This is a genomic window from Colwellia demingiae (genome assembly GCF_007954275.1).
GTDB lineage: Bacteria > Pseudomonadota > Gammaproteobacteria > Enterobacterales > Alteromonadaceae > Colwellia > Colwellia demingiae.
The window spans coordinates 140,045-159,218 of the sequence record NZ_VOLT01000004.1 but is presented as its reverse complement, the minus strand read 5'-3'; the positions used below and the strand labels follow the sequence as shown (position 1 = coordinate 159,218).

The window sequence follows — 19,174 nt, the reverse complement described above, 5'->3', positions numbered from 1 at the left end:
GCAATAATAACTTAGTGTACGTCTTTCCAATATTCTTTCTTAAGGAAATAAGAAATAATAAAGAAGAAGAATAAGAAAGCTAATACCCAATAACCAATCGCTTTACGCTCAAGTTTATTCGGTTCACCAACATATTCTAAGAAGTTTGTTAAGTCACGTACTACTACATCATACTCTTCAGCAGTTAAACTACCACCCATTGCTGGTGATAAGCTAGAGACTTCGTGCTCTTCGCCATGTTCGTCAAGCTCTTTATGTACAACTAAAGTACTTACACCTTGCAAACTTTGTAAAACGTGCGGCATACCTACATCTTTAAATACTGTATTGTTTACGCCAAATGGACGTGATTCATCAATATAAAAAGAACGTAAATAAGTATAGATCCAATCAGGACTACGTAAACGTGCTTCCAATGTTAAATCTGGTGGCGCACTACCAAACCATTTTGCCGCTTCATTTTCCGGCATGGTATTTAGAATATGACCACCAATTTTGTCACCTGTGGGCATGAAGTTAGCAACACCATCATCTTTATCAATACCTAAATCGTTAAAAGTACGATTGTAACGCTGGTATTGTAACTGATGACAGCCTAAACAATAGTTAAGATATGTTGTAAAACCTTTTTTCAAAGACTCTTTATCCGATAAATCATTATTAGCTTTATCTAGATGAATACTAGGGCCTGAGGCAACAGCGGTGAACGACAAAAGTGTCGTTACGCTGAAAAGTATGCCGAAAGTAGCGGCTATAATTAATTTTTTCATTAGTCTGCAATCCTCTCAGGTACTGGTTTAGTATTTTCATTTTTGCTGTAGAACCACAAAGCAATAAAGAAACCAAAATAACCAAAACTTGCAATCACACCAATTAAGTTAGCCGTTGGTGTTGCAGGCATAGTACCTAAAGCGCCAAGAACAACAAAACATATAGCGAATTGAATTAAGTTAACTAAGTGTAATTTTGAACGATAGCGAACAGATTTTACTACACCACGATCGAACCATGGTAAGGCAAATAACATCACGATAGCGCCAAACATAGCAACCGCGCCTAATAACTTATCAGGAACAACACGTAAAATTGTGTAGAACGGACCAAAATACCATACTGGTGCAATATGCTCAGGTGTTTTCAAACCATTCGCAGGAGTAAAGTTTGGTGCTTCCATAAAGTAACCACCGCCCTCTGGTGCAAAGAACATCACCCAACAGAATAAAAATAAGAAACCAGCAACGCCCATAATATCTTTAACAGAGTAATAAGGATGAAATGGAACAGCATCAACAATGTCGTATTTTTCACTATATTGTTTATGGAAAGTAAACTTACTTAGTTCTTCAGGTTTAACACTGCCTTTAGGCTTTTTAATGTCAACACCTTCAGGGTTATTTGAACCCACTTCATGCAAAGCAAGAATATGTAAGAACACTAGAACAACCAATACCAATGGCATAGCAATAACGTGTAAAGCGAAGAAGCGGTTTAATGTAGCACCCGAGATTACGTAATCACCACGTATCCAAAGCGTTAAATCATCACCAATAATTGGTACAGCGCCAAACAAAGAAATAATTACCTGTGCACCCCAATATGACATATTACCCCAAGGTAATAAGTAGCCCATAAAGGCTTCAGCCATTAACACTAAGAAGATCAACATGCCGAAGATCCATAGTAATTCACGAGGTTTTTGGTATGAACCGTACATAAGACCACGCATCATATGCATGTATACGACTACGAAAAAGGCAGACGCTCCAGTAGAATGCATATAACGCAATAACCAACCGAAATCGACATCACGCATAATATATTCAACAGAGGCAAATGCACCATCGCCAGATGGTTCATAGTTCATTGTTAACCAAATACCAGTAACAATTTGGTTAACTAGTACTAACATGGCTAAAGAGCCAAAAAAGTACCAAAAGTTAAAGTTTTTTGGTGCTGGATACTGAGCTAAATGTTTATTCCAAGCATCAGTCACAGGTAAACGTTTATCAATCCAGCCCATGAAGTCAGTCGCTAATTTCATTAACATTATACGTCTCCTTGACTAACACCGATCAACAACGTGTCATCATTGATATAAGAATGATCTGGAACCACTAAATTTAATGGTGCTGGAACGCCTTGAAATACACGACCAGCCATATCAAATTTACTACCATGACATGGACAGAAGAAGCCATTTGGAACGCCTTCAACAAACTGGTCGAAATCACCAGCATGGTGAGTAGGAGCACAACCTAAGTGAGTACAAACACCTAAGGCAACTAAGAATTCAGGTTTAATTGAACGATAGGCATTAGTTGCATAAACAGGTTGCTGGGCTTTTTCAGAATTAGGATCACGCAACTGGTCATCGTGTTTAGCTAAATTACTAACTGTTTTTTCCGTTCTACGTACTATATAAACGGGTTTACCACGCCATTCAGCGCGGATTAATTGACCAGGCTGTATTTTACCTATATTAACTTCAACTGGAGCACCCGCAGCTTTCGCGCGAGCACTTGGATTCCAGGAAGCAATAAAAGGTACAGCAGCCCCAGCCACACCAACACCACCAACAACTGCAGTAGCAGCGGTTAGGAAGCGTCTGCGGCCGTTATTTACAGGCACATTGCTCATTCATACTCTCCAACTAAGACACTAACAAAACAATTATTTTTATGACTAACTAAGCGATAAATTTATAACAACCAGCAAGCACAGCGTTTGTTTTTGTTAGATCAAATTCATACCAAGTGGTATATCGACAAAAAATTTTTACGATCATAAAGAAGTAGCGTGTTTTTTACAAGATAAAAAGGGGCTTAGGCACTGTAAAAACAGAAATAATTTGAAATACTTTGAAATAGAATAAATAAAGGATATTTATGTCAAGTTAATAGGAATTATTAACAAAAAGGATAGGTTTGTTTTGGGCATAAAAAAACCGACACAAGGTCGGTTCTTTAAATGCATATATTCTAAATATTCTGGATTTAGACAAAGCGGTCAAGTTGTGAGCCCCAACTTATTTTAGCTAACCATAGGTTAACTAAGTGACTGGGGCAAACAGCGCAGACAATGCTGTATAAATCCTGAATATGACGAATATTAACGTTTTGAGAATTGTGGCTTCTTACGTGCTTTATGAAGACCAACTTTCTTACGTTCAACTTTACGAGCATCACGAGTAACGAATCCAGCTTTACGTAGTTCACCACGTAGAGTTTCATCAAAAACCATTAATGCACGAGTAATACCGTGACGAATCGCGCCAGCTTGACCTGAAATACCACCACCTACTACAGAGATGTTGAAGTCAAACTTTTCTAACATTTCAACTAACTCTAATGGTTGACGAACAACCATACGAGCAGTTTCACGACCGAAGTACTCAGAAATGTCACGTTTGTTAATTGTGATTGCACCGTTACCAGCTTTCATAAACACACGAGCAGTTGAGCTCTTGCGACGACCAGTACCGTAATATTGATTATCAGCCATTGCTTAAAGCTCCAAAAGTTGTGGTTGTTGTGCTGTATGTGCATGCTCAGGGCCTGCATATACTTTTAATTTGCGGAACATTTCGCGACCTAAAGGACCTTTAGGTAGCATGCCTTTCACTGCAAATTCAAGAACGCGTGTTGGTGCTTTTTCAATTAACTTTTCAAAGCTAATTTGCTTAAGTCCACCAGGGAATTCAGTATGCGAGTAGTAAATTTTACCTTTCGCTTTGTTACCTGTTACACGTACTTTCTCAGCATTGATAACAACGATATAATCGCCAGTATCTACGTGAGGTGTATATTCTGCTTTATGCTTACCGCGTAAACGGGTTGCAATTTCAGTAGCGATACGACCTAAAGTTTTATCTTCGGCGTCCACTAAGAACCATTCGCGTTGTACGCTTGCTGGTTTTGCTACAAAAGTTTTCATTAAAAAACCCAATCTTAAAAATGTTACTTAAATGATAATCTAAAAATTTAAATTACCGGTTAAATGGACTACGCCATTGCCCCTTCGAGCATCGAGCCCAGCGCCACTATTTATAGGGACTTTACTTTAAAGTAAAACTTAAAAGTAAAAACAAACCACAAAACAATAGGCTTTTGTAACGTAGGGAGCGCGGATTATACAGAAAGAATTAGCTAAAATCACCTATATTTGTTGAATAAATAGTTAATTTTTTGAATTCAGTGCCATTTTACTATTTATTACCCATAATCTATTTATTTTTATCGTGGTATCCATAAGAGCTTAACTGATGTTAACCACACTTCGGTCTTATTAAAGGTGCAAGATATAATACAGTACAAAAGCAGCTATTTATTTAGCTATAAATCAACACCTTTTAACGGCCTTTAGTGCTTATTAAGTAGTGATGCTATTGCTGATAAACGAGGAGCTGGCATTGATATTAGAAAATCTTAGCGTGATTTGTGGTAACAGAGGCCAATACTTCAAAAAAAGTTAATATTCAGTTAACAATAGATTATAAAACAACCACCTAGTGGTTGACCAGAAATAAAAATAAAAAAAGTCGCAACAAAGTTTTACATTTATTAAATTTTGTCGCAGTATGAAGCCAGCCCCCGTAAAAACTAAATGGAAGTATAAATATGAAAAACTTACAAAATATGAAAAAAAGTGCACAGAAAGGTTTTACGTTAATTGAATTAATGATCGTGGTAGCGATTATCGGTATTTTGGCAGCAGTTGCGTTGCCTGCTTATCAGACCTATACAGAGAAAGCTAAATTTTCTGAAGTAGTGATTGCTACTTCTTCGGCTAAGTCAGCCGTGGTTATCTGTATCCAATCAGGTACTGGCTGTGCTGTATTAACTGATGTTAACTCAAGCATTGTAACTGGTTGGGCAAACGGTCGATATGTTGATAGTGTTATAGTAACATTAGAGACCGAAGATCTTGATAATGATGTCAATACCCCTGAAACAGTTGTACCTAACGGTGATGTTATCGTTACAGGTAAATCTTCTGCTGAATTTGCAGGAGCTCAAGCCCTAACCTACATCCTAACAGCTGAGCAAGCCGCCGGCGGCGCTGCAAAGTGGACCGTATCAGGTACATGTGTAGCTGAAGCTCTTTGTTAATAAATACTAAGACATAGGGTCAGAATATTTGCTAACACTCAATATTTGACCCACTAATATAAAGCTCCTTCGGGAGCTTTTTTATTGTCTAAACATTCTGTAAGCATGTTAACTGCTGCTTAGTTTTTAGCTAGAATAAAGCGATAATTGCTTTACATAAATTATTTTTTTACTTCAACCATACTTTTGTGAATGAAATTATTACTTTGCTTTAAATCTCTTTATGCAATTACACCGTTATAAGTTACACTGAAATTATTAAGCCTATTTTTTTCTCAAAAGGTAACCGCTAAAAGTATGAAAGGAAATCACCAGCAAGCTAGTCTGCTATCTGCACTATCAAAACAGAACCTTATTCCTTTAGAATCAATAGATGATATTTCGACTGACTTCGTCGGCCAAAATATACCTTTCATTCGTTTTTTGGTTGAAAGCAAAAGTATTGATGGTAATAGTATAGCGAAAGTACTTTCTAAAAGTTTTGGCTACCCTCAGATTCAGTTATCCAACTTTGATACTAGCCTAGTACCTGATGGTGTTCGTAATGAAAAGCTGATCATTAAACATAATGCCTTACCCCTTTATTTACGTGGCAAAGTACTTTTTGTTGCTATGTCAGATCCCACTAATTTAGATGCTTTAGAAGAAATACAGTTTAATACCGGTTACAGCACAGAGCTAGTATTGTGTGACGAAAAAAGCCTGCAAACTTGTATTGAAAAAGTACTTGAAGATGAAAGTAGTGCACTAGATATAAGTGATATCGATGCAGATGAGTTAGCAGGTATCGATGTTCAAGAGTCAAAAAAAGAAGAAGATAATGCTAACGGTGAAGATGATGCACCTATTGTTGTTTTCATCAATAAAATATTACTTGATGCTATAAAAAAAGGTGCTTCTGATTTACATTTTGAGCCTTATGAAAAGTCATTTCGTATTCGCTTTCGTATTGATGGCATTTTATCTGAAATAGCTAGGCCGCCGGTAAGCCTCTCTTCAAGAATGGCAGCCCGTTTTAAGGTGATGTCTAAATTGGATATTGCCGAACGTCGCGTGCCACAAGATGGTCGAATTAAATTGGCACTATCCAAGAAGAAGTCGATTGATTTTCGTGTCAGTACTTTACCCACAATGTGGGGTGAAAAAGTCGTAATGCGTATACTGGATTCTTCCAGTGCTATGCTCGGTATTGATATGCTCGGTTACGAGGCAGAGCAGAAAAAAATATATATGGAAGCATTAGAACAGCCGCAAGGTATGATTTTAGTTACCGGTCCGACCGGCTCAGGTAAAACAGTATCCTTGTATACTGGTTTAAACATTCTTAATACCCAAGAAAGAAATATATCTACTGCGGAAGACCCGGTCGAAATAAACCTTGAAGGCATTAACCAAGTACAAATTAATAATCGCGCAGGATTAACGTTTCCTAGTGCATTGCGTTCGTTCTTACGACAAGATCCCGATATAGTCATGGTAGGTGAAATTCGTGATTTAGAAACGGCTGAAATATCAATAAAAGCCGCGCAAACTGGCCATCTGGTGTTATCAACTCTACATACTAACTCAGCTGCAGAGACACTGACCCGTTTACTCAATATGGGTGTGCCTTCTTATAACGTCGCTAGCTCTGTTTCGATTATTATTGCACAGCGACTTGCCAGACGTTTATGTCCACAGTGTAAAGAAGAAGAGCCTTTATCAGAAATGCAATTAGCCGAGCAAGGTTTTCCTGCCGATAAATTAGCTGAAATTAAATTATTTAAACCAGTAGGCTGTACTCATTGCACAGGAGGGTATAAAGGTCGTGTTGGCATTTACGAAGTTATCAAAATTAGCCCTACTATTGCTTCTATTATCATGGAAGGTGGCAACTCTCTTGATATAGCAAAGCAATGTCAAAAGGAGGGGTATAACAACTTGCGTCAATCAGGTTTATTAAAAGCAATGAGCGGTATGACAAGTTTAAAAGAAATTAACCGAGTAACTAGCGCATAAAGTGACTTTCGGGTAACTTGTTTATACTTAAAGAAATAATTCACCTATTTAATAGATAATACTTTACCTGCTTCAATGTTAAGGCGAGAGTAAAGTGATTCATGGACCAAGGTTAACTATGGCTATCACAACAAAAAAGAAATCAGCTAAAGATAAATCTAAAATTAAAGAGCAAGATATCTTTGTTTGGCACGGAGTTAACCGTAAAGGAAAAAAAATTAATGGTGAACTCCCTGCTAATAATGTTATTGAACTAAAATCACAATTACGGAAGCAAGGTATAACACCAAGTCGAGTTAAGAAAAAACCTAAAGCTTTGTTTGGTTTAGGTGGCGACAAACCAATAACCCCTGCCGACATTGCTAATATTACTCGTCAAATTTCTACCATGTTAGGTGCAGGTGTTCCCTTAGTACAAACAATCCAAATGATTGGCTCTGGTCATGATAACGGTAAAATGCGTAAGCTTCTTGGAGATATTGGTAACAAACTTTCTTCAGGTATCCCTTTATCAGACTGCTTACGTGATCACCCGCTGTATTTTGACGATCTGTATTGCGATTTGGTGGCCTCCGGTGAACAGTCAGGTGCTTTAGAAACCATTTATGCCCGAATTGCTACCTACAAAGAAAAAGCAGAAGCATTAAAGAGTAAAATAAAAAAAGCGATGACCTACCCTATAGCAGTATTAGTTATTGCCTTTATCGTAACATCAATACTACTTATCTTTGTTGTACCTGTTTTCCAGGAGATATTTGCAAGTTTTGGCGCTGAACTCCCTGGATTTACTTTAATGGTAATTGCACTATCTGAGTTTATGCAGGCCTATTGGTATTTTGGTTTAGCTGGCATTTATTTGGCATTTTTCTTATTTAAAAGAGCCCATAGAAACAGTATTAAGTTTCGTGACAATGTAGATAAAAATATATTAAAGATACCTGTTATTGGTGATTTATTAGAAAAAGCAGCAGTTGCTCGCTACGCAAGAACATTATCTACAACTTTTGCCGCCGGTGTTCCGCTAATTGATGCTTTAGATTCTGCCGCAGGAGCCTCTGGTAATGCTGTATTTCGTGATGCTATATTAGAAGTAAAAGCTGAGGTATCTTCTGGTATGCAGATGAATTTAGCTATGCGTAACTGTAACATATTTCCTGATATGGTTATTCAAATGGTGGCTATTGGAGAGGAGTCTGGTGCTGTTGATGATATGTTATCGAAAGTGGCCAATGTCTATGAGCAACAAGTTGATGATGCGGTAGATGGTTTAACCGCTCTTTTAGAGCCTATGATTATGGCTGTATTAGGTGTTGTTATTGGTGGCCTTATCATCGCAATGTACTTACCAATATTTGAGATAGGGAAAATTGTATAAACCGATACATATTTGTATATACAAATGGAGCAGTACTATCTTTATGCTGCTCCATTTTAATGTTACTAAATTTATTCATCTATCTCTTCAGTTTTAAACATGGAAGCCACTTTGTTATATACTAATTTTGTATCTTTTTTCGACCACTTATCCCAGTTATTCATTCAATCCCCTACCTTCTTCTATATTGCGGTTGCCCTAATTTCATTGATCATAGGTAGCTTTCTTAATGTTGTCATTTATCGTACCCCTAAAATGATGGAATATGTCTGGTATCATGACTGTCGAGAGTTTCTAGCTGAAGAAGTTGCTAATGTTAAAGCAAAAAAACTTACTAAAATCACCTTATCTAAACCTGACTCTACCTGCCCCAACTGTGATCATAAAATTCGCTTTTATGAAAATGTCCCTGTATTAAGTTGGTTATTTCTAAAGGGAAAATGTAGTCAGTGTACTAATAAAATTTCGGCTCGTTATCCCATAATTGAACTTTCTACCATGTTACTAAGTCTTATTGTTGCTCAGCATTTTGGGGCAACAATATCTACACTGTGGGTTTTGTTACTCACTTGGTGTTTGATTACACTTACCATGATAGATTTTGATCACATGTTATTACCTGATCAAATTACACTGCCACTTTTATGGTTAGGTTTACTGATAAATATAAACGCGACTTTTGTCCCATTAACCGATGCTGTTATTGGCGCAGTTGTTGGTTATATGAGCCTATTTTCTGTCTTTTGGCTGTTTAAAGTAATAACAGGTAAAGAGGGCATGGGTTATGGCGACTTTAAATTGTTCGCTGTTTTTGGTGCCTGGATTGGTTGGCAATTACTACCTGTTCTTATTTTAATGGCATCAGTTGTTGGCGCAATTGTTGGTATTACTTTAATGCTATTCAAAAACCATCAAAGAGAACAAGGCATCCCTTTTGGCCCATATTTAGCGGTGGCTGGTTGGATCACTTTATTATGGGGTGATGGTATTTGGTCATGGTACTTACAGAAGCTTCTTTAATTCACAAGTTGAGTGAAAACTTACTCTCAATATCTCTGAGCTATTTTAATTATGTCTAAACTAGTTATTGGTCTTACTGGCGGAATAGGTAGTGGTAAAACCACAATTACCAATTACTTTCTAGCATTGGGTGTTGAAATTATTGATGCTGATATTATTGCTAGAGAAGTTGTTGCGGTTAACAGCCCTGCATTGAAAGCAATTGCCAAGCACTTCGGTGATGACTATATTCAAGCTGATGGTCACCTCAATAGAGCCTTATTACGAAGTCGAATTTTTAGCAATAAAGCTGATAAGCTTTGGTTGAATAAGTTATTACACCCCTTAATACGCATTAATATTGTGATGCAGACTAAGGAAGCTAAAAGCCCATATTGTATTTTAGTTGCCCCTTTACTCATTGAAAATGACCTACTTGAATTAGTTGATCGTGTATTAATCGTTGATGTGAGTGAAACAACTCAAATAACACGCACCCTAGTACGAGATAGCAGTTCAGCACAAGAAATCAAAGCAATAATAGCAAGTCAAACAAACCGTACTACCAGAGTAAACGCCGCCGATGATATTATTAACAATGATGATTCCCCTTTATCAGAAATCAAAGAAGCCGTTCTATCACTTGATAGAAAGTATTTAACCTTGACAAAAATGGTTTAAAAATCAACAATGAAATAGTTCTTTATTTACATTTTTGGTTAACTGGTTACAAAACTTTGTATGTCTACGGTCTTATATGAACATCCGCTCAATGAGCGAATACGAAACTACCTAAAACTTGAGCAATTCTTCGCTCAGGCATACTCATGCCTTAGTGGTGATATCAGTATACTCACTAGCCACCAAGTTTTTTTTAATGCGCTATTTTCCATATTAGATACCTTAGAGCGGAACGATACCCGTGGTGATTTAATTAAAGATTTAGAGAAACTAGAGCAGAACCTTGTTGTTTGGTCAAAAATTCCTGACGTAGACACCAGTGCACTTCAAAAGAATTTATCTGAAACGGTTAAATTAGTTAGTCACCTGAGAATACCACGACCCACTTGGTGGCTATTAAAAGAAGATAAATTACTTTCTTGTTTAAAACAACGTTTTGCCATTCAAGGTGGAAGTTCTAGTTTTGATTTACCACAGTTGCATTTTTGGCTTCATCAAGATCAAGTACAAATAAAACAAGAAGTTCAGCAATGGCTCAATCTATTAAGTGATATATCATCTGCTCTTGCAATAGTGCTTAAGTTTATTAGACTTCGTGCTGAGTTTGAATCTATAGAAGTGGATAGTGGCTTTTATCAAGACAACGGTGAAGGGCTTTTATTATTACGAATAAAGTTAGCTAAAGATGCTGCATATTATCCAACAGTCAGCGGCAACAAGTTCCGCTACTCCATCCGCTTTATGTTACCTTGTCAACATACTGGTCGCAGATACGCTAACCAAGCTACTGTCTTTCAATTAGCTCGCTGCTAGCTGATTACTTTTTACAGCTCTATATACCCAAACCACTTGAAGATGCGTGTTTCAGGACACTTGAGCGATTCATGATCAAGGCGCCTCCTTTTTATAAGGATTATTCCCTTAAAAAAGGAGGCAACGAAGAACATGGTTTGCTCAGGTGTCCCCGCAGGGCTGTTTTATAAACGCTTTATACTGCGTTATTGATTTCGACAATAGAATAACTATTCTCTTCAATCAATGCCTTGCCTAAAGGCATTTATAATTCCAGCTGAAACTTGCATCATCAGGTAGCTTGGGTATATACACTGCCAACCTACAAATGATTCCATGCAACTAGCTTTCGTGTATAATTAGCAATACTTTAAAATTTAAATAATATACAAACATGACCTTAAAAGTTCCTTGCCCACAATGTAAAAAAACTGTTGTATGGCAAGCAAGTAGCGAATTTAGACCTTTCTGTAGCAAACGCTGTCAGCTTATTGATCTCGGAGAATGGGCAGAAGAAAGTCATAAGATCAGCCAAAACATTCAAGTTGACACTGTTTTATCTGAAGAAATGCTGGATGCAATGGAAGATGAGTTTTTACTGAACAACAAATTTTTTGTTGAGCCAGAATAAACTATACCCACATTAGAAAGCCCTTCATTAGAGAGGCTTTTCTAAGAGCTTATCAATAATGGTTTTATTGGCTTTAGGAAAGTCTAACGTCTCAAGTTCATTCAAAGTATACCAGCCCTGCCCCTGTCCCTCTTGTGCACTTGGTTCACCGGTAAAGTTATCAACGATAAAAACGTCTAAACAAACACTCTTATCTCCTTTTCCGTCTCCCTCTTTACTTCGGTATGTATGCTCAATTTTAATGAATGGTTGACAAGATAACACCTCAATCGCCACCTCCTCTTTAAGCTCCCTAGCAAGTGCTTGAGCAACTGTTTCGTTGTTTTCCACCTTACCACCTGGAAACTCCCATTTTCCGCCTTGATGGGCCTTTTCTAGTCGTTTAGTTAAGAAATATCGACAACCTACATCATCACTTGGCCTAGTAATGACTCCTACCGCAACGTGCACAACTTTATTCATAACTTCACTTCTCTAAAATCTCTCTAAAATAAAAAAAGCCAGTCATTCGACTGGCTTTCTGTATTGACAACGAACCTAGTTACTAGGCAAGCTTGCCATGACATTGTTTATATTTTTTACCTGAACCACATGGACAAGGTTCATTGCGACCTACACGAGGAGTTTGCGCTTGCTCACTAGGATTTGATGCTGATTGGTGTTGGAAGTCCATTGGTAATTCTTCAGACTTTCTATGCTGCTCTTCTACCGCTTCCACATCAGACTCAGCACGAATTTGTACTTTAGATAAAATACCTACAACGTCATACTTTAAGTTATCTAACATTTCAGTAAATAACTCAAAAGATTCACGTTTGAATTCTTGTTTAGGATTCTTTTGCGCATGAGCACGCAACCCGATACCTTGACGTAGGTGATCCATGGCTGATAAATGTTCTTTCCAATGTGAATCTAAGCTTTGCAACATCACTGCTTTTTCAAACTGTCGTAAAACATCAACGCCAACAGCTTCTTCTTTATCTTTATAAGCTTGTTCAAATTCAGTAATGATCTTTTCGCGTAAACTTTCTTCATGAAGTTTACTATCGTCTTCAAGCCATTTAGCGATAGTTAACTCAGTTGAATACTCACCTTTCAATTGTTCTTCAAGGCCTTGTATATCCCACATTTCGTCTAATGATTGACGTGGAATGTGCTGTTCAATTACACCATTAATGACATCACTGCGAATTGCTTCAACGACTGAACCAATTTCTTCATTATCAAGTAATTCATTACGTTGTTCATAGATAACACCACGTTGATCATTGGCAACATCATCATATTCTAATAGTTGCTTACGCATATCAAAGTTACGACCTTCAACTTTACGCTGTGCATTTTCAATACTACGAGTAACCCAAGGGTGTTCAATAGCCTCACCCTTTTCCATACCTAACTTACGCATCATGTTTGAAATACGTTCTGAGGCAAATATACGCATCAATGAATCTTCCATTGATAGGTAAAAACGTGTTGAACCTTCATCACCTTGTCGACCTGAACGTCCACGAAGCTGATTATCAATTCTTCTAGACTCATGACGTTCTGTCGCGACTATATGTAAACCACCCAACTCAAGCACACGATCATGGTCAATTTTCCACTGTTCTTTAGCTTTAGCAATATCATCTTCACTAGGATCAGTTAACTTCGCGATGGTGGCATCTAAATTACCTCCTAAAACGATATCGGTACCACGACCAGCCATGTTAGTCGCTATTGTTACTGCATTTTCTTTACCTGCATCAGCGACAATTTCAGCTTCTTGCTGATGAAACTTAGCATTAAGTACTTTGTGCTTAATTTTTGCTTTTTTCAAGAAATCAGATAAGAATTCTGACGTTTCAATCGCAATAGTACCGACAAGCACCGGTTGTCCGCGTTTCACACAATCTTGTATATCAGCTAAAATTGCTTCAAATTTTTCGTCTGTCGTTAAGTAAATTAAATCAGACAAATCCTTACGAACCATTGGCTGGTTGGTAGGAATAATAACAGTCTCTAGACCATAGATATGATTGAATTCGAAAGCTTCAGTATCCGCAGTTCCGGTCATACCTGACAATTTTTCATAAATTCTGAAATAGTTTTGAAAGGTGATAGAAGCTAGCGTCTGATTTTCATTTTGAATATTAACGCCTTCTTTTGCTTCAACTGCCTGATGAAGACCTTCAGACCAACGACGACCTTCCATCGTTCGACCTGTATGCTCATCGACAATGACTATCTCGTCATCTTTTACGATATAATCGACATCTTTTTGAAACAGTTTATGAGCGCGAAGTGCTGCCATAACATGGTGTAATAACGTTATATTAGCTGCTGAAAATAAAGTGTCACCTGCAGTGAGTAACTCTTTTTCAACCATAATCTCTTCAATATGAATTTGGCCACGCTCTGTTAAATAAACTTGCTTGGCTTTTTCATCAATAGTGAAATCACCCGTGCTTTCTTCACCTTCTTTATCTTCTTCTTCTTGCTGTTCAAGCGTAGGTACTAAAGTATTAATTATCTTATAAAGTGCAGAGCTATCTTCAGCTTGACCTGAAATAATCAGTGGCGTTCTAGCTTCGTCAATTAGGATTGAATCAACTTCATCTATAATGGCAAAGTGTAGTGGCTTTTGAGAACGCTCTTGCGGTGAGAACACCATATTGTCACGTAAATAGTCAAAACCAAATTCGTTATTTGTGCCGTAAGTGATATCAGATTGATATGCAGCTTGTTTATCTTGAGTTGTCATTCCTGCAACATTACAGCCAACAGTTAATCCAAGAAATTCAAATAAAGGACGACTCCAATCTGCATCACGAGTAGCAAGGTAATCATTGACAGTAATAACGTGAACACCTTTATCAGTCAACGCATTAAGGTATGACGGCAAAGTTGCCGTTAATGTTTTACCTTCACCAGTACGCATTTCGGCAATTTTGCCTTCATTTAGTACCATGCCACCAATCATTTGCACATCAAAATGACGCATACCAAACACTCGTTTACTGGCTTCTCTTACTACAGCAAAAGCTTCAGCTAACAATTGTTCTACTGTTTCACCTTGAGAAAATCGCTCTTTAAACTCAGTGGTTTTGGCTTTTAATTCTTCATCACTTAACGCTTCTAATACGGGTTCAAGTGCATTTATTTTAGTTACTTCTTTGCTCATTTGTTTTAGTAATCTATCATTTCGACTACCAAACATTTTTGTTAACAAATTTCCAAACATCTTATTTAAACCATTTAGTGAGAATTATTGATGGCTACGTTCGCCACCTTTCGTGAATGTATTATGATAACCGCTTACTGCTTTTGTCGGTTATTTCCCTTTGCGATAAACAAATTTAATTGGATTAATTTGTTTATTATTTCGTAATATTTCATAGTGAACATGCGGCCCTGTTGAGCGGCCAGTACTGCCCATACGCGCAATATTTTGCCCTTTATTTACAACATCACCAACATTTACCAGTAAATCTTTATTATGACCATAGCGAGTCGTTAATCCCCCACCGTGGTTTATTTCAATGAGTTGCCCATAGCCGTAGCGTTTACTCGCCCAAGTAACAACTCCTGAAGCAGTAGCAATAATGGCGGTGTTTTCTTTTCCAGCAAAATCAACGCCTTTGTGCATTGTAGGCTTACCATTAAATGGGTCTTTACGAACACCATAATATGAAGATAACCAACCTTTGGTTATCGGCCTACCAGATAAGTAACCATTATTTTGTATATGGTGACCAAAGGTTAAAGATTCAAGCATTTGTAGCTGTTTTTCTTCATAATTTAACTCACTTTCAAAGCCCTCTATTTCAATAAAGAGTTGTTTCAGTGTTTTATCATTCACTAACAAAGTCTTCGATGCTGGCCCGCCACTCGCAGGGAGTTTGTTGAAGTTAAATTCTTTCTCAGGAATGTTAGCATCATCAGCCAAACGATCACCTAGGGCATTTAAACGTAATACCTGGCTTTGCAATTCAGCTAATTTAATTGTCAGTGCAGTAATTTGTTGATTTTTAACCTGAATCGGAGCTAGGTGATTTTGAGATAAAACTTGGTACTTATCGCCATTAGGTTGTGATTTATTACTGGCAATTAGATGAACAATTAACCCGGAAATTAGTGCAAAGGCACACACCGCTGATAACCAATGCAATTTAGTAAGGCGCATTGAAAATCTGACGTTCTTTCCTCGGTATAGTAGTGTTAAACTCATAGGCATCTATTTCGGTTAATTTATTCAGTAAGCATTATTACTGAGTTTTGCTAATTTTTGGTGACAACAATGGCTAGAAAATCAAAAGTCCCTATTAATATGTCAGCGCTATTGCAAACAACGACAGGCACTTTGGCACATATTCAGACAAAAACCAACTCTTTGACCATCTTGGCGGACATTGTACGGCAAATTTGCCCTGATTTGCCAGTAGATGCTTGGCATATTGCAAATTGCCGAAAAGATACTCTAATTATAGAAGTGAAGTCTCCTGTTTGGGGACAACGACTACAGTTTGAACGCAACACTATTTGTAATGCATTAATGAGTAGCACTGATGGTAACTTTCAAAAAATAGAAATTAAAGTCAACCCACAGGGTTTTCGCCAGCAACTACATGAAGTTACCGAAAAAACACGCGCTGATCTTTTGCAATCAGTACCCGTAAAGTCCACCCAAAGTAATTATGTTGTGAACGAGAAAACCGCCAAGCAGTTTTTGGAAATCGCAAAAAACGCACCGAAAGGCTTGAAAGAAAAACTAGAGAAATTAGCACTTGTTGCGGGAAGAAAGTAAGCTGTGCAACGAATTAAACTATGCGAACACTGACCTTAAATAGTTATAGAGTAATGTCCGCATTTTGAGAAGCGTGGATATACCCGTTACCAATCAAGATGCAGCTTTCAGAGTGCTTGAGCTATTTCAATTCAAGGCGCTTTGAAGAAATAATGGTTGTTCCATTATAATTCACAACAACGATGAAGTAATGTTGCTCAAGCGCTTCTTCGATGGGTTTAAAATGACTTTATACGGCGTTAAATAATCAAACCATAGAGTGACTATGCTTAAATAATTTCCCTTGCCTAAAGTCCATTTTAATTCCCACTGAAATCCTGCACTTTGAATAGTAATGGGTATAAACTAAAATGCAGTGGCGTTAATTTCCTGATATTCTATCGGTGAAGCTTTATCACCTTCATACGTTACCCATTCCCATGAATCAGTCCGTTTAAAGACTTCTCTAAGCAATAGGTTATTTAAACCATGTCCTGATTTAAAAGCGTTTAATTCACCTAAAATACTCGCACTGCCCATATAAAGGTCGCCAATAGCATCAAGTATTTTATGCTTTACAAATTCGTCATCATAACGTAATTCATTTTTATTAAGCATTCTATAATTATCAAGCACTATGGCATTTTCTAAACTGCCACCCAACGCCAAATTATGAGAGCGTAAGAACTCAATATCTTTCATAAAACCAAAGGTTCTAGCACGACTAATTTCTTTAATAAAAGAGCAACTAGAAAAGTCCATACTCATGGTTTGACAAGTTTTCTCAATAACGGGATGTTCAAATTCAATAGAAAAATTGACCCTAAAACCTTCATAAGGCAATAACTCTGCCCATTTATCGCCTTCTTCAACGCGAATAGGTTTCTTAATACGCAAAAAGCGTTTTGGCGCATTTAATGTCTCAATGCCTACTGATTGAATTAAGTAAACAAAAGGTAAAGCACTGCCATCCATAATAGGAATTTCAGCTGAATCAACATCAATAATTAAATTATCGATACCTAAGCCTGCAACAGCTGAGAGTAAATGTTCAACTGTTGAAACCTTAACTTGCTGCTCATTAACTAAACAGGTACATAACGTTGTTTCGCCCACAGCTTCTGGTGACGCTTTGATATCAACCACAGGGTCAAGATCAACTCGACGGAAAACAATACCGGTGTTTGCTGGCGCAGGACGGAGAGTAACCTGCACTTTTTCACCTTTATGTAAACCAACACCTACTGTTGAAACACTCGTTTTTAATGTACGTTGCTTAATCATATCAGCCTCGCTTACTTTGCTTTTTATTGGTTAATAAATGCAATTGCTTTTATAAATTTTTTACTTAGCACTGAGCCATATAAAAACATCTACATGCAGCATTTTACCCCATTATTAAAATGAACTACCTACCGACTCCCTATTAAATCTAAGCAAAGATTTAGGAGTAAAAGTAGCTAAGCTCTTTTCAGGGCGCATAATATATCAAAAAAAAGCGCTAAAATCAAAAATACCAATGACAGTTGAACTTAGTTAGATCTAATAACTAGATAGTTAATCCGCTTGCTTACGTAAAAAGGCAGGAATATCTAAATAGGTATCTAAGTCCGTTGCTGCTGCTTTTTGCGCATTGCTATCAGTCATAGCTATTGCTTCAGTCGCTAAATTTGCCTGTGGTGCAGCTGGTGTATAATCGCCACCTACAACTTTTGCTTCGGCCATTGGCATAGGGTTTACTAACGTAATATCAGGCTTACTTTCAGCGCCAATACCCGTAGCAACAACGGTTACACGAAGCTCATCTGTCATATCCATATCAATAACAGCACCAACAACAACAGTTGCATTTTCAGAAGCAAAAGCTTTGACGGCGTTACCGACAGTCTCAAACTCATCGATACTAATATCCATGCCTGCAGTAATATTAACTAAGATACCGCGTGCACCAGCTAAATCCACATCCTCTAGTAAAGGACTTGAAATAGCAGCATCTGCAGCTTCTTGTGCTCTATCATCGCCAGAAGCAGTACCAGAACCCATCATAGCAGTACCCATTTCAGACATAACAGTACGTACATCGGCAAAATCGACATTTATCAAACCAGGACGAGTAATTAATTCTGCAATACCTTGCACTGCGCCAAGTAACACGTTATTTGCTGCTTTAAAGGCATCTAATAAACTAGTTCCTGGACCAAGTACTTTCAGTAACTTTTCGTTAGGAATAGTAATAAGTGAATCAACGCTTTTAGATAAAAACTCAATGCCTTGGTCGGCATAGTTCATTCGCTTTTTACCTTCAAATGGGAACGGTTTTGTTACGACAGCAACCGTTAAAATCCCCATTTCTTTAGCAATTTCAGCAACTACAGGTGCCGCGCCAGTACCTGTACCACCACCCATACCAGCTGCGATAAATATCATATCGGCACCTTGCAAGGCTTGCTTAATAGTTTCTCTATCTTCTTCAGCTGCACAACGGCCAATTTCAGGGTTTGCGCCAGCGCCCAACCCTTTAGTGACATCAGCGCCAAGTTGTAAAGTGACATCTGCAGAAGAATTACGTAACGCTTGCGAGTCTGTGTTTGCTGTAACAAACTCGACACCTTCAATCGTTTGTGAAACCATGTGTTCAACGGCATTACCACCACCGCCACCAACGCCGATAACTTTAATTATCGCTTCTTCGCTATGGTCTTCCATTAATTCAAACATTTTTCTCTCTCCGTTTTACTTACAATAACTTAAAATATTTAATAAACTGTTGTTATTTGTTACTTAAATTAACAACAATTCGAGATAACTGTTATTTCCATCTA

The 19,174-nt window shown here is 37.6% G+C and carries 18 protein-coding genes; 8 read left to right on the top strand and 10 right to left on the bottom strand.

All coding sequences use genetic code 11. The annotated features are described in order from the left end of the window. Window positions 1-11 precede the first annotated feature (11 nt). The 5 genes from ESZ36_RS08800 to rplM all read right to left on the bottom strand — a co-directional run bounded on the left by ESZ36_RS08800 (window position 12) and on the right by rplM (window position 3,933). A complete protein-coding gene (locus ESZ36_RS08800; RefSeq protein WP_146786485.1) occupies window positions 12-770 on the bottom strand; it encodes a cytochrome c1 in 759 nt (252 codons plus the stop codon). Continuing rightward, entirely contained in the window at window positions 770-2,047 is a 1,278-nt protein-coding gene (locus ESZ36_RS08795) for a cytochrome b (RefSeq protein WP_198560109.1), read from the bottom strand. The genes ESZ36_RS08800 and ESZ36_RS08795 overlap by 1 nt, the downstream gene beginning before the upstream one ends. Continuing rightward, a complete protein-coding gene (gene petA, locus ESZ36_RS08790) occupies window positions 2,047-2,637 on the bottom strand; it encodes a ubiquinol-cytochrome c reductase iron-sulfur subunit (RefSeq protein ID WP_146786483.1) in 591 nt (196 codons plus the stop codon). Before petA ends, ESZ36_RS08795 begins: the two co-directional genes overlap by 1 nt. 471 nt (window positions 2,638-3,108) lie before the next feature. After that, window positions 3,109-3,501: a 30S ribosomal protein S9 gene (gene rpsI, locus ESZ36_RS08785; protein WP_011045171.1), complete on the bottom strand. Its 393-nt coding sequence runs from the start codon at window positions 3,499-3,501 to the stop codon at window positions 3,109-3,111. A gap of 3 nt (window positions 3,502-3,504) precedes the next feature. Beyond that, a complete protein-coding gene (rplM, locus tag ESZ36_RS08780) occupies window positions 3,505-3,933 on the bottom strand; it encodes a 50S ribosomal protein L13 (protein WP_011045172.1) in 429 nt (142 codons plus the stop codon). Window positions 3,934-4,634: 701 nt separating this feature from the next. Here rplM and ESZ36_RS08775 point away from each other — a divergent pair. The 7 genes from ESZ36_RS08775 (at window position 4,635) to yacG (ending at window position 11,584) form a co-directional block, all read left to right on the top strand. Beyond that, on the top strand, window positions 4,635-5,108 hold the full coding sequence (locus tag ESZ36_RS08775; RefSeq protein WP_170235818.1) for a pilin: 474 nt from the start codon (window positions 4,635-4,637) through the stop codon (window positions 5,106-5,108). 297 nt (window positions 5,109-5,405) lie between these two features. Continuing rightward, complete coding sequence (gene pilB / locus ESZ36_RS08770; RefSeq protein WP_146786477.1) at window positions 5,406-7,106, top strand: type IV-A pilus assembly ATPase PilB; 1,701 nt, start codon at window positions 5,406-5,408, stop codon at window positions 7,104-7,106. A 118-nt stretch (window positions 7,107-7,224) separates the two neighbouring features. Then, window positions 7,225-8,481 (top strand): type II secretion system F family protein, encoded by a 1,257-nt coding sequence (locus tag ESZ36_RS08765; RefSeq protein WP_146786474.1) that lies wholly within the window; start codon window positions 7,225-7,227, stop codon window positions 8,479-8,481. Window positions 8,482-8,592: 111 nt separating this feature from the next. Beyond that, window positions 8,593-9,501, top strand: coding sequence for a prepilin peptidase (locus ESZ36_RS08760; RefSeq protein WP_281285037.1), 909 nt, complete (start codon window positions 8,593-8,595; stop codon window positions 9,499-9,501). A gap of 51 nt (window positions 9,502-9,552) precedes the next feature. Beyond that, complete coding sequence (gene coaE, locus ESZ36_RS08755) at window positions 9,553-10,161, top strand: dephospho-CoA kinase (protein WP_146786471.1); 609 nt, start codon at window positions 9,553-9,555, stop codon at window positions 10,159-10,161. Between the two features lie 60 nt (window positions 10,162-10,221). Next, window positions 10,222-10,974 (top strand): cell division protein ZapD, encoded by a 753-nt coding sequence (gene zapD / locus ESZ36_RS08750; protein WP_146786469.1) that lies wholly within the window; start codon window positions 10,222-10,224, stop codon window positions 10,972-10,974. A gap of 373 nt (window positions 10,975-11,347) precedes the next feature. Then, complete coding sequence (gene yacG, locus ESZ36_RS08745) at window positions 11,348-11,584, top strand: DNA gyrase inhibitor YacG (protein ID WP_146786466.1); 237 nt, start codon at window positions 11,348-11,350, stop codon at window positions 11,582-11,584. Between the two features lie 27 nt (window positions 11,585-11,611). Here the strand turns inward: yacG and mutT are convergent, their stop codons facing one another. The 3 genes from mutT to ESZ36_RS08730 form a co-directional block, all read right to left on the bottom strand. Further along, window positions 11,612-12,046 (bottom strand): 8-oxo-dGTP diphosphatase MutT, encoded by a 435-nt coding sequence (gene mutT / locus ESZ36_RS08740; protein ID WP_146786463.1) that lies wholly within the window; start codon window positions 12,044-12,046, stop codon window positions 11,612-11,614. Window positions 12,047-12,128: 82 nt separating this feature from the next. Next, window positions 12,129-14,810: a preprotein translocase subunit SecA gene (secA, locus tag ESZ36_RS08735; protein WP_146786460.1), complete on the bottom strand. Its 2,682-nt coding sequence runs from the start codon at window positions 14,808-14,810 to the stop codon at window positions 12,129-12,131. Window positions 14,811-14,900: 90 nt separating this feature from the next. After that, window positions 14,901-15,752: a peptidoglycan DD-metalloendopeptidase family protein gene (locus ESZ36_RS08730; RefSeq protein WP_425457378.1), complete on the bottom strand. Its 852-nt coding sequence runs from the start codon at window positions 15,750-15,752 to the stop codon at window positions 14,901-14,903. Window positions 15,753-15,866: 114 nt separating this feature from the next. On the opposite strand from ESZ36_RS08730, the gene ESZ36_RS08725 reads away from it, so the two are divergent. Next, window positions 15,867-16,373: a DUF721 domain-containing protein gene (locus ESZ36_RS08725; RefSeq protein ID WP_146786454.1), complete on the top strand. Its 507-nt coding sequence runs from the start codon at window positions 15,867-15,869 to the stop codon at window positions 16,371-16,373. Between the two features lie 345 nt (window positions 16,374-16,718). On the opposite strand, the gene lpxC is transcribed toward ESZ36_RS08725, so the two are convergent. Both lpxC and ftsZ read right to left on the bottom strand, forming a co-directional pair. Then, complete coding sequence (gene lpxC, locus ESZ36_RS08720) at window positions 16,719-17,636, bottom strand: UDP-3-O-acyl-N-acetylglucosamine deacetylase (protein ID WP_146786451.1); 918 nt, start codon at window positions 17,634-17,636, stop codon at window positions 16,719-16,721. A gap of 273 nt (window positions 17,637-17,909) precedes the next feature. Further along, entirely contained in the window at window positions 17,910-19,070 is a 1,161-nt protein-coding gene (ftsZ, locus tag ESZ36_RS08715; RefSeq protein WP_011045188.1) for a cell division protein FtsZ, read from the bottom strand. Between the last annotated feature and the right edge of the window lie 104 nt (window positions 19,071-19,174).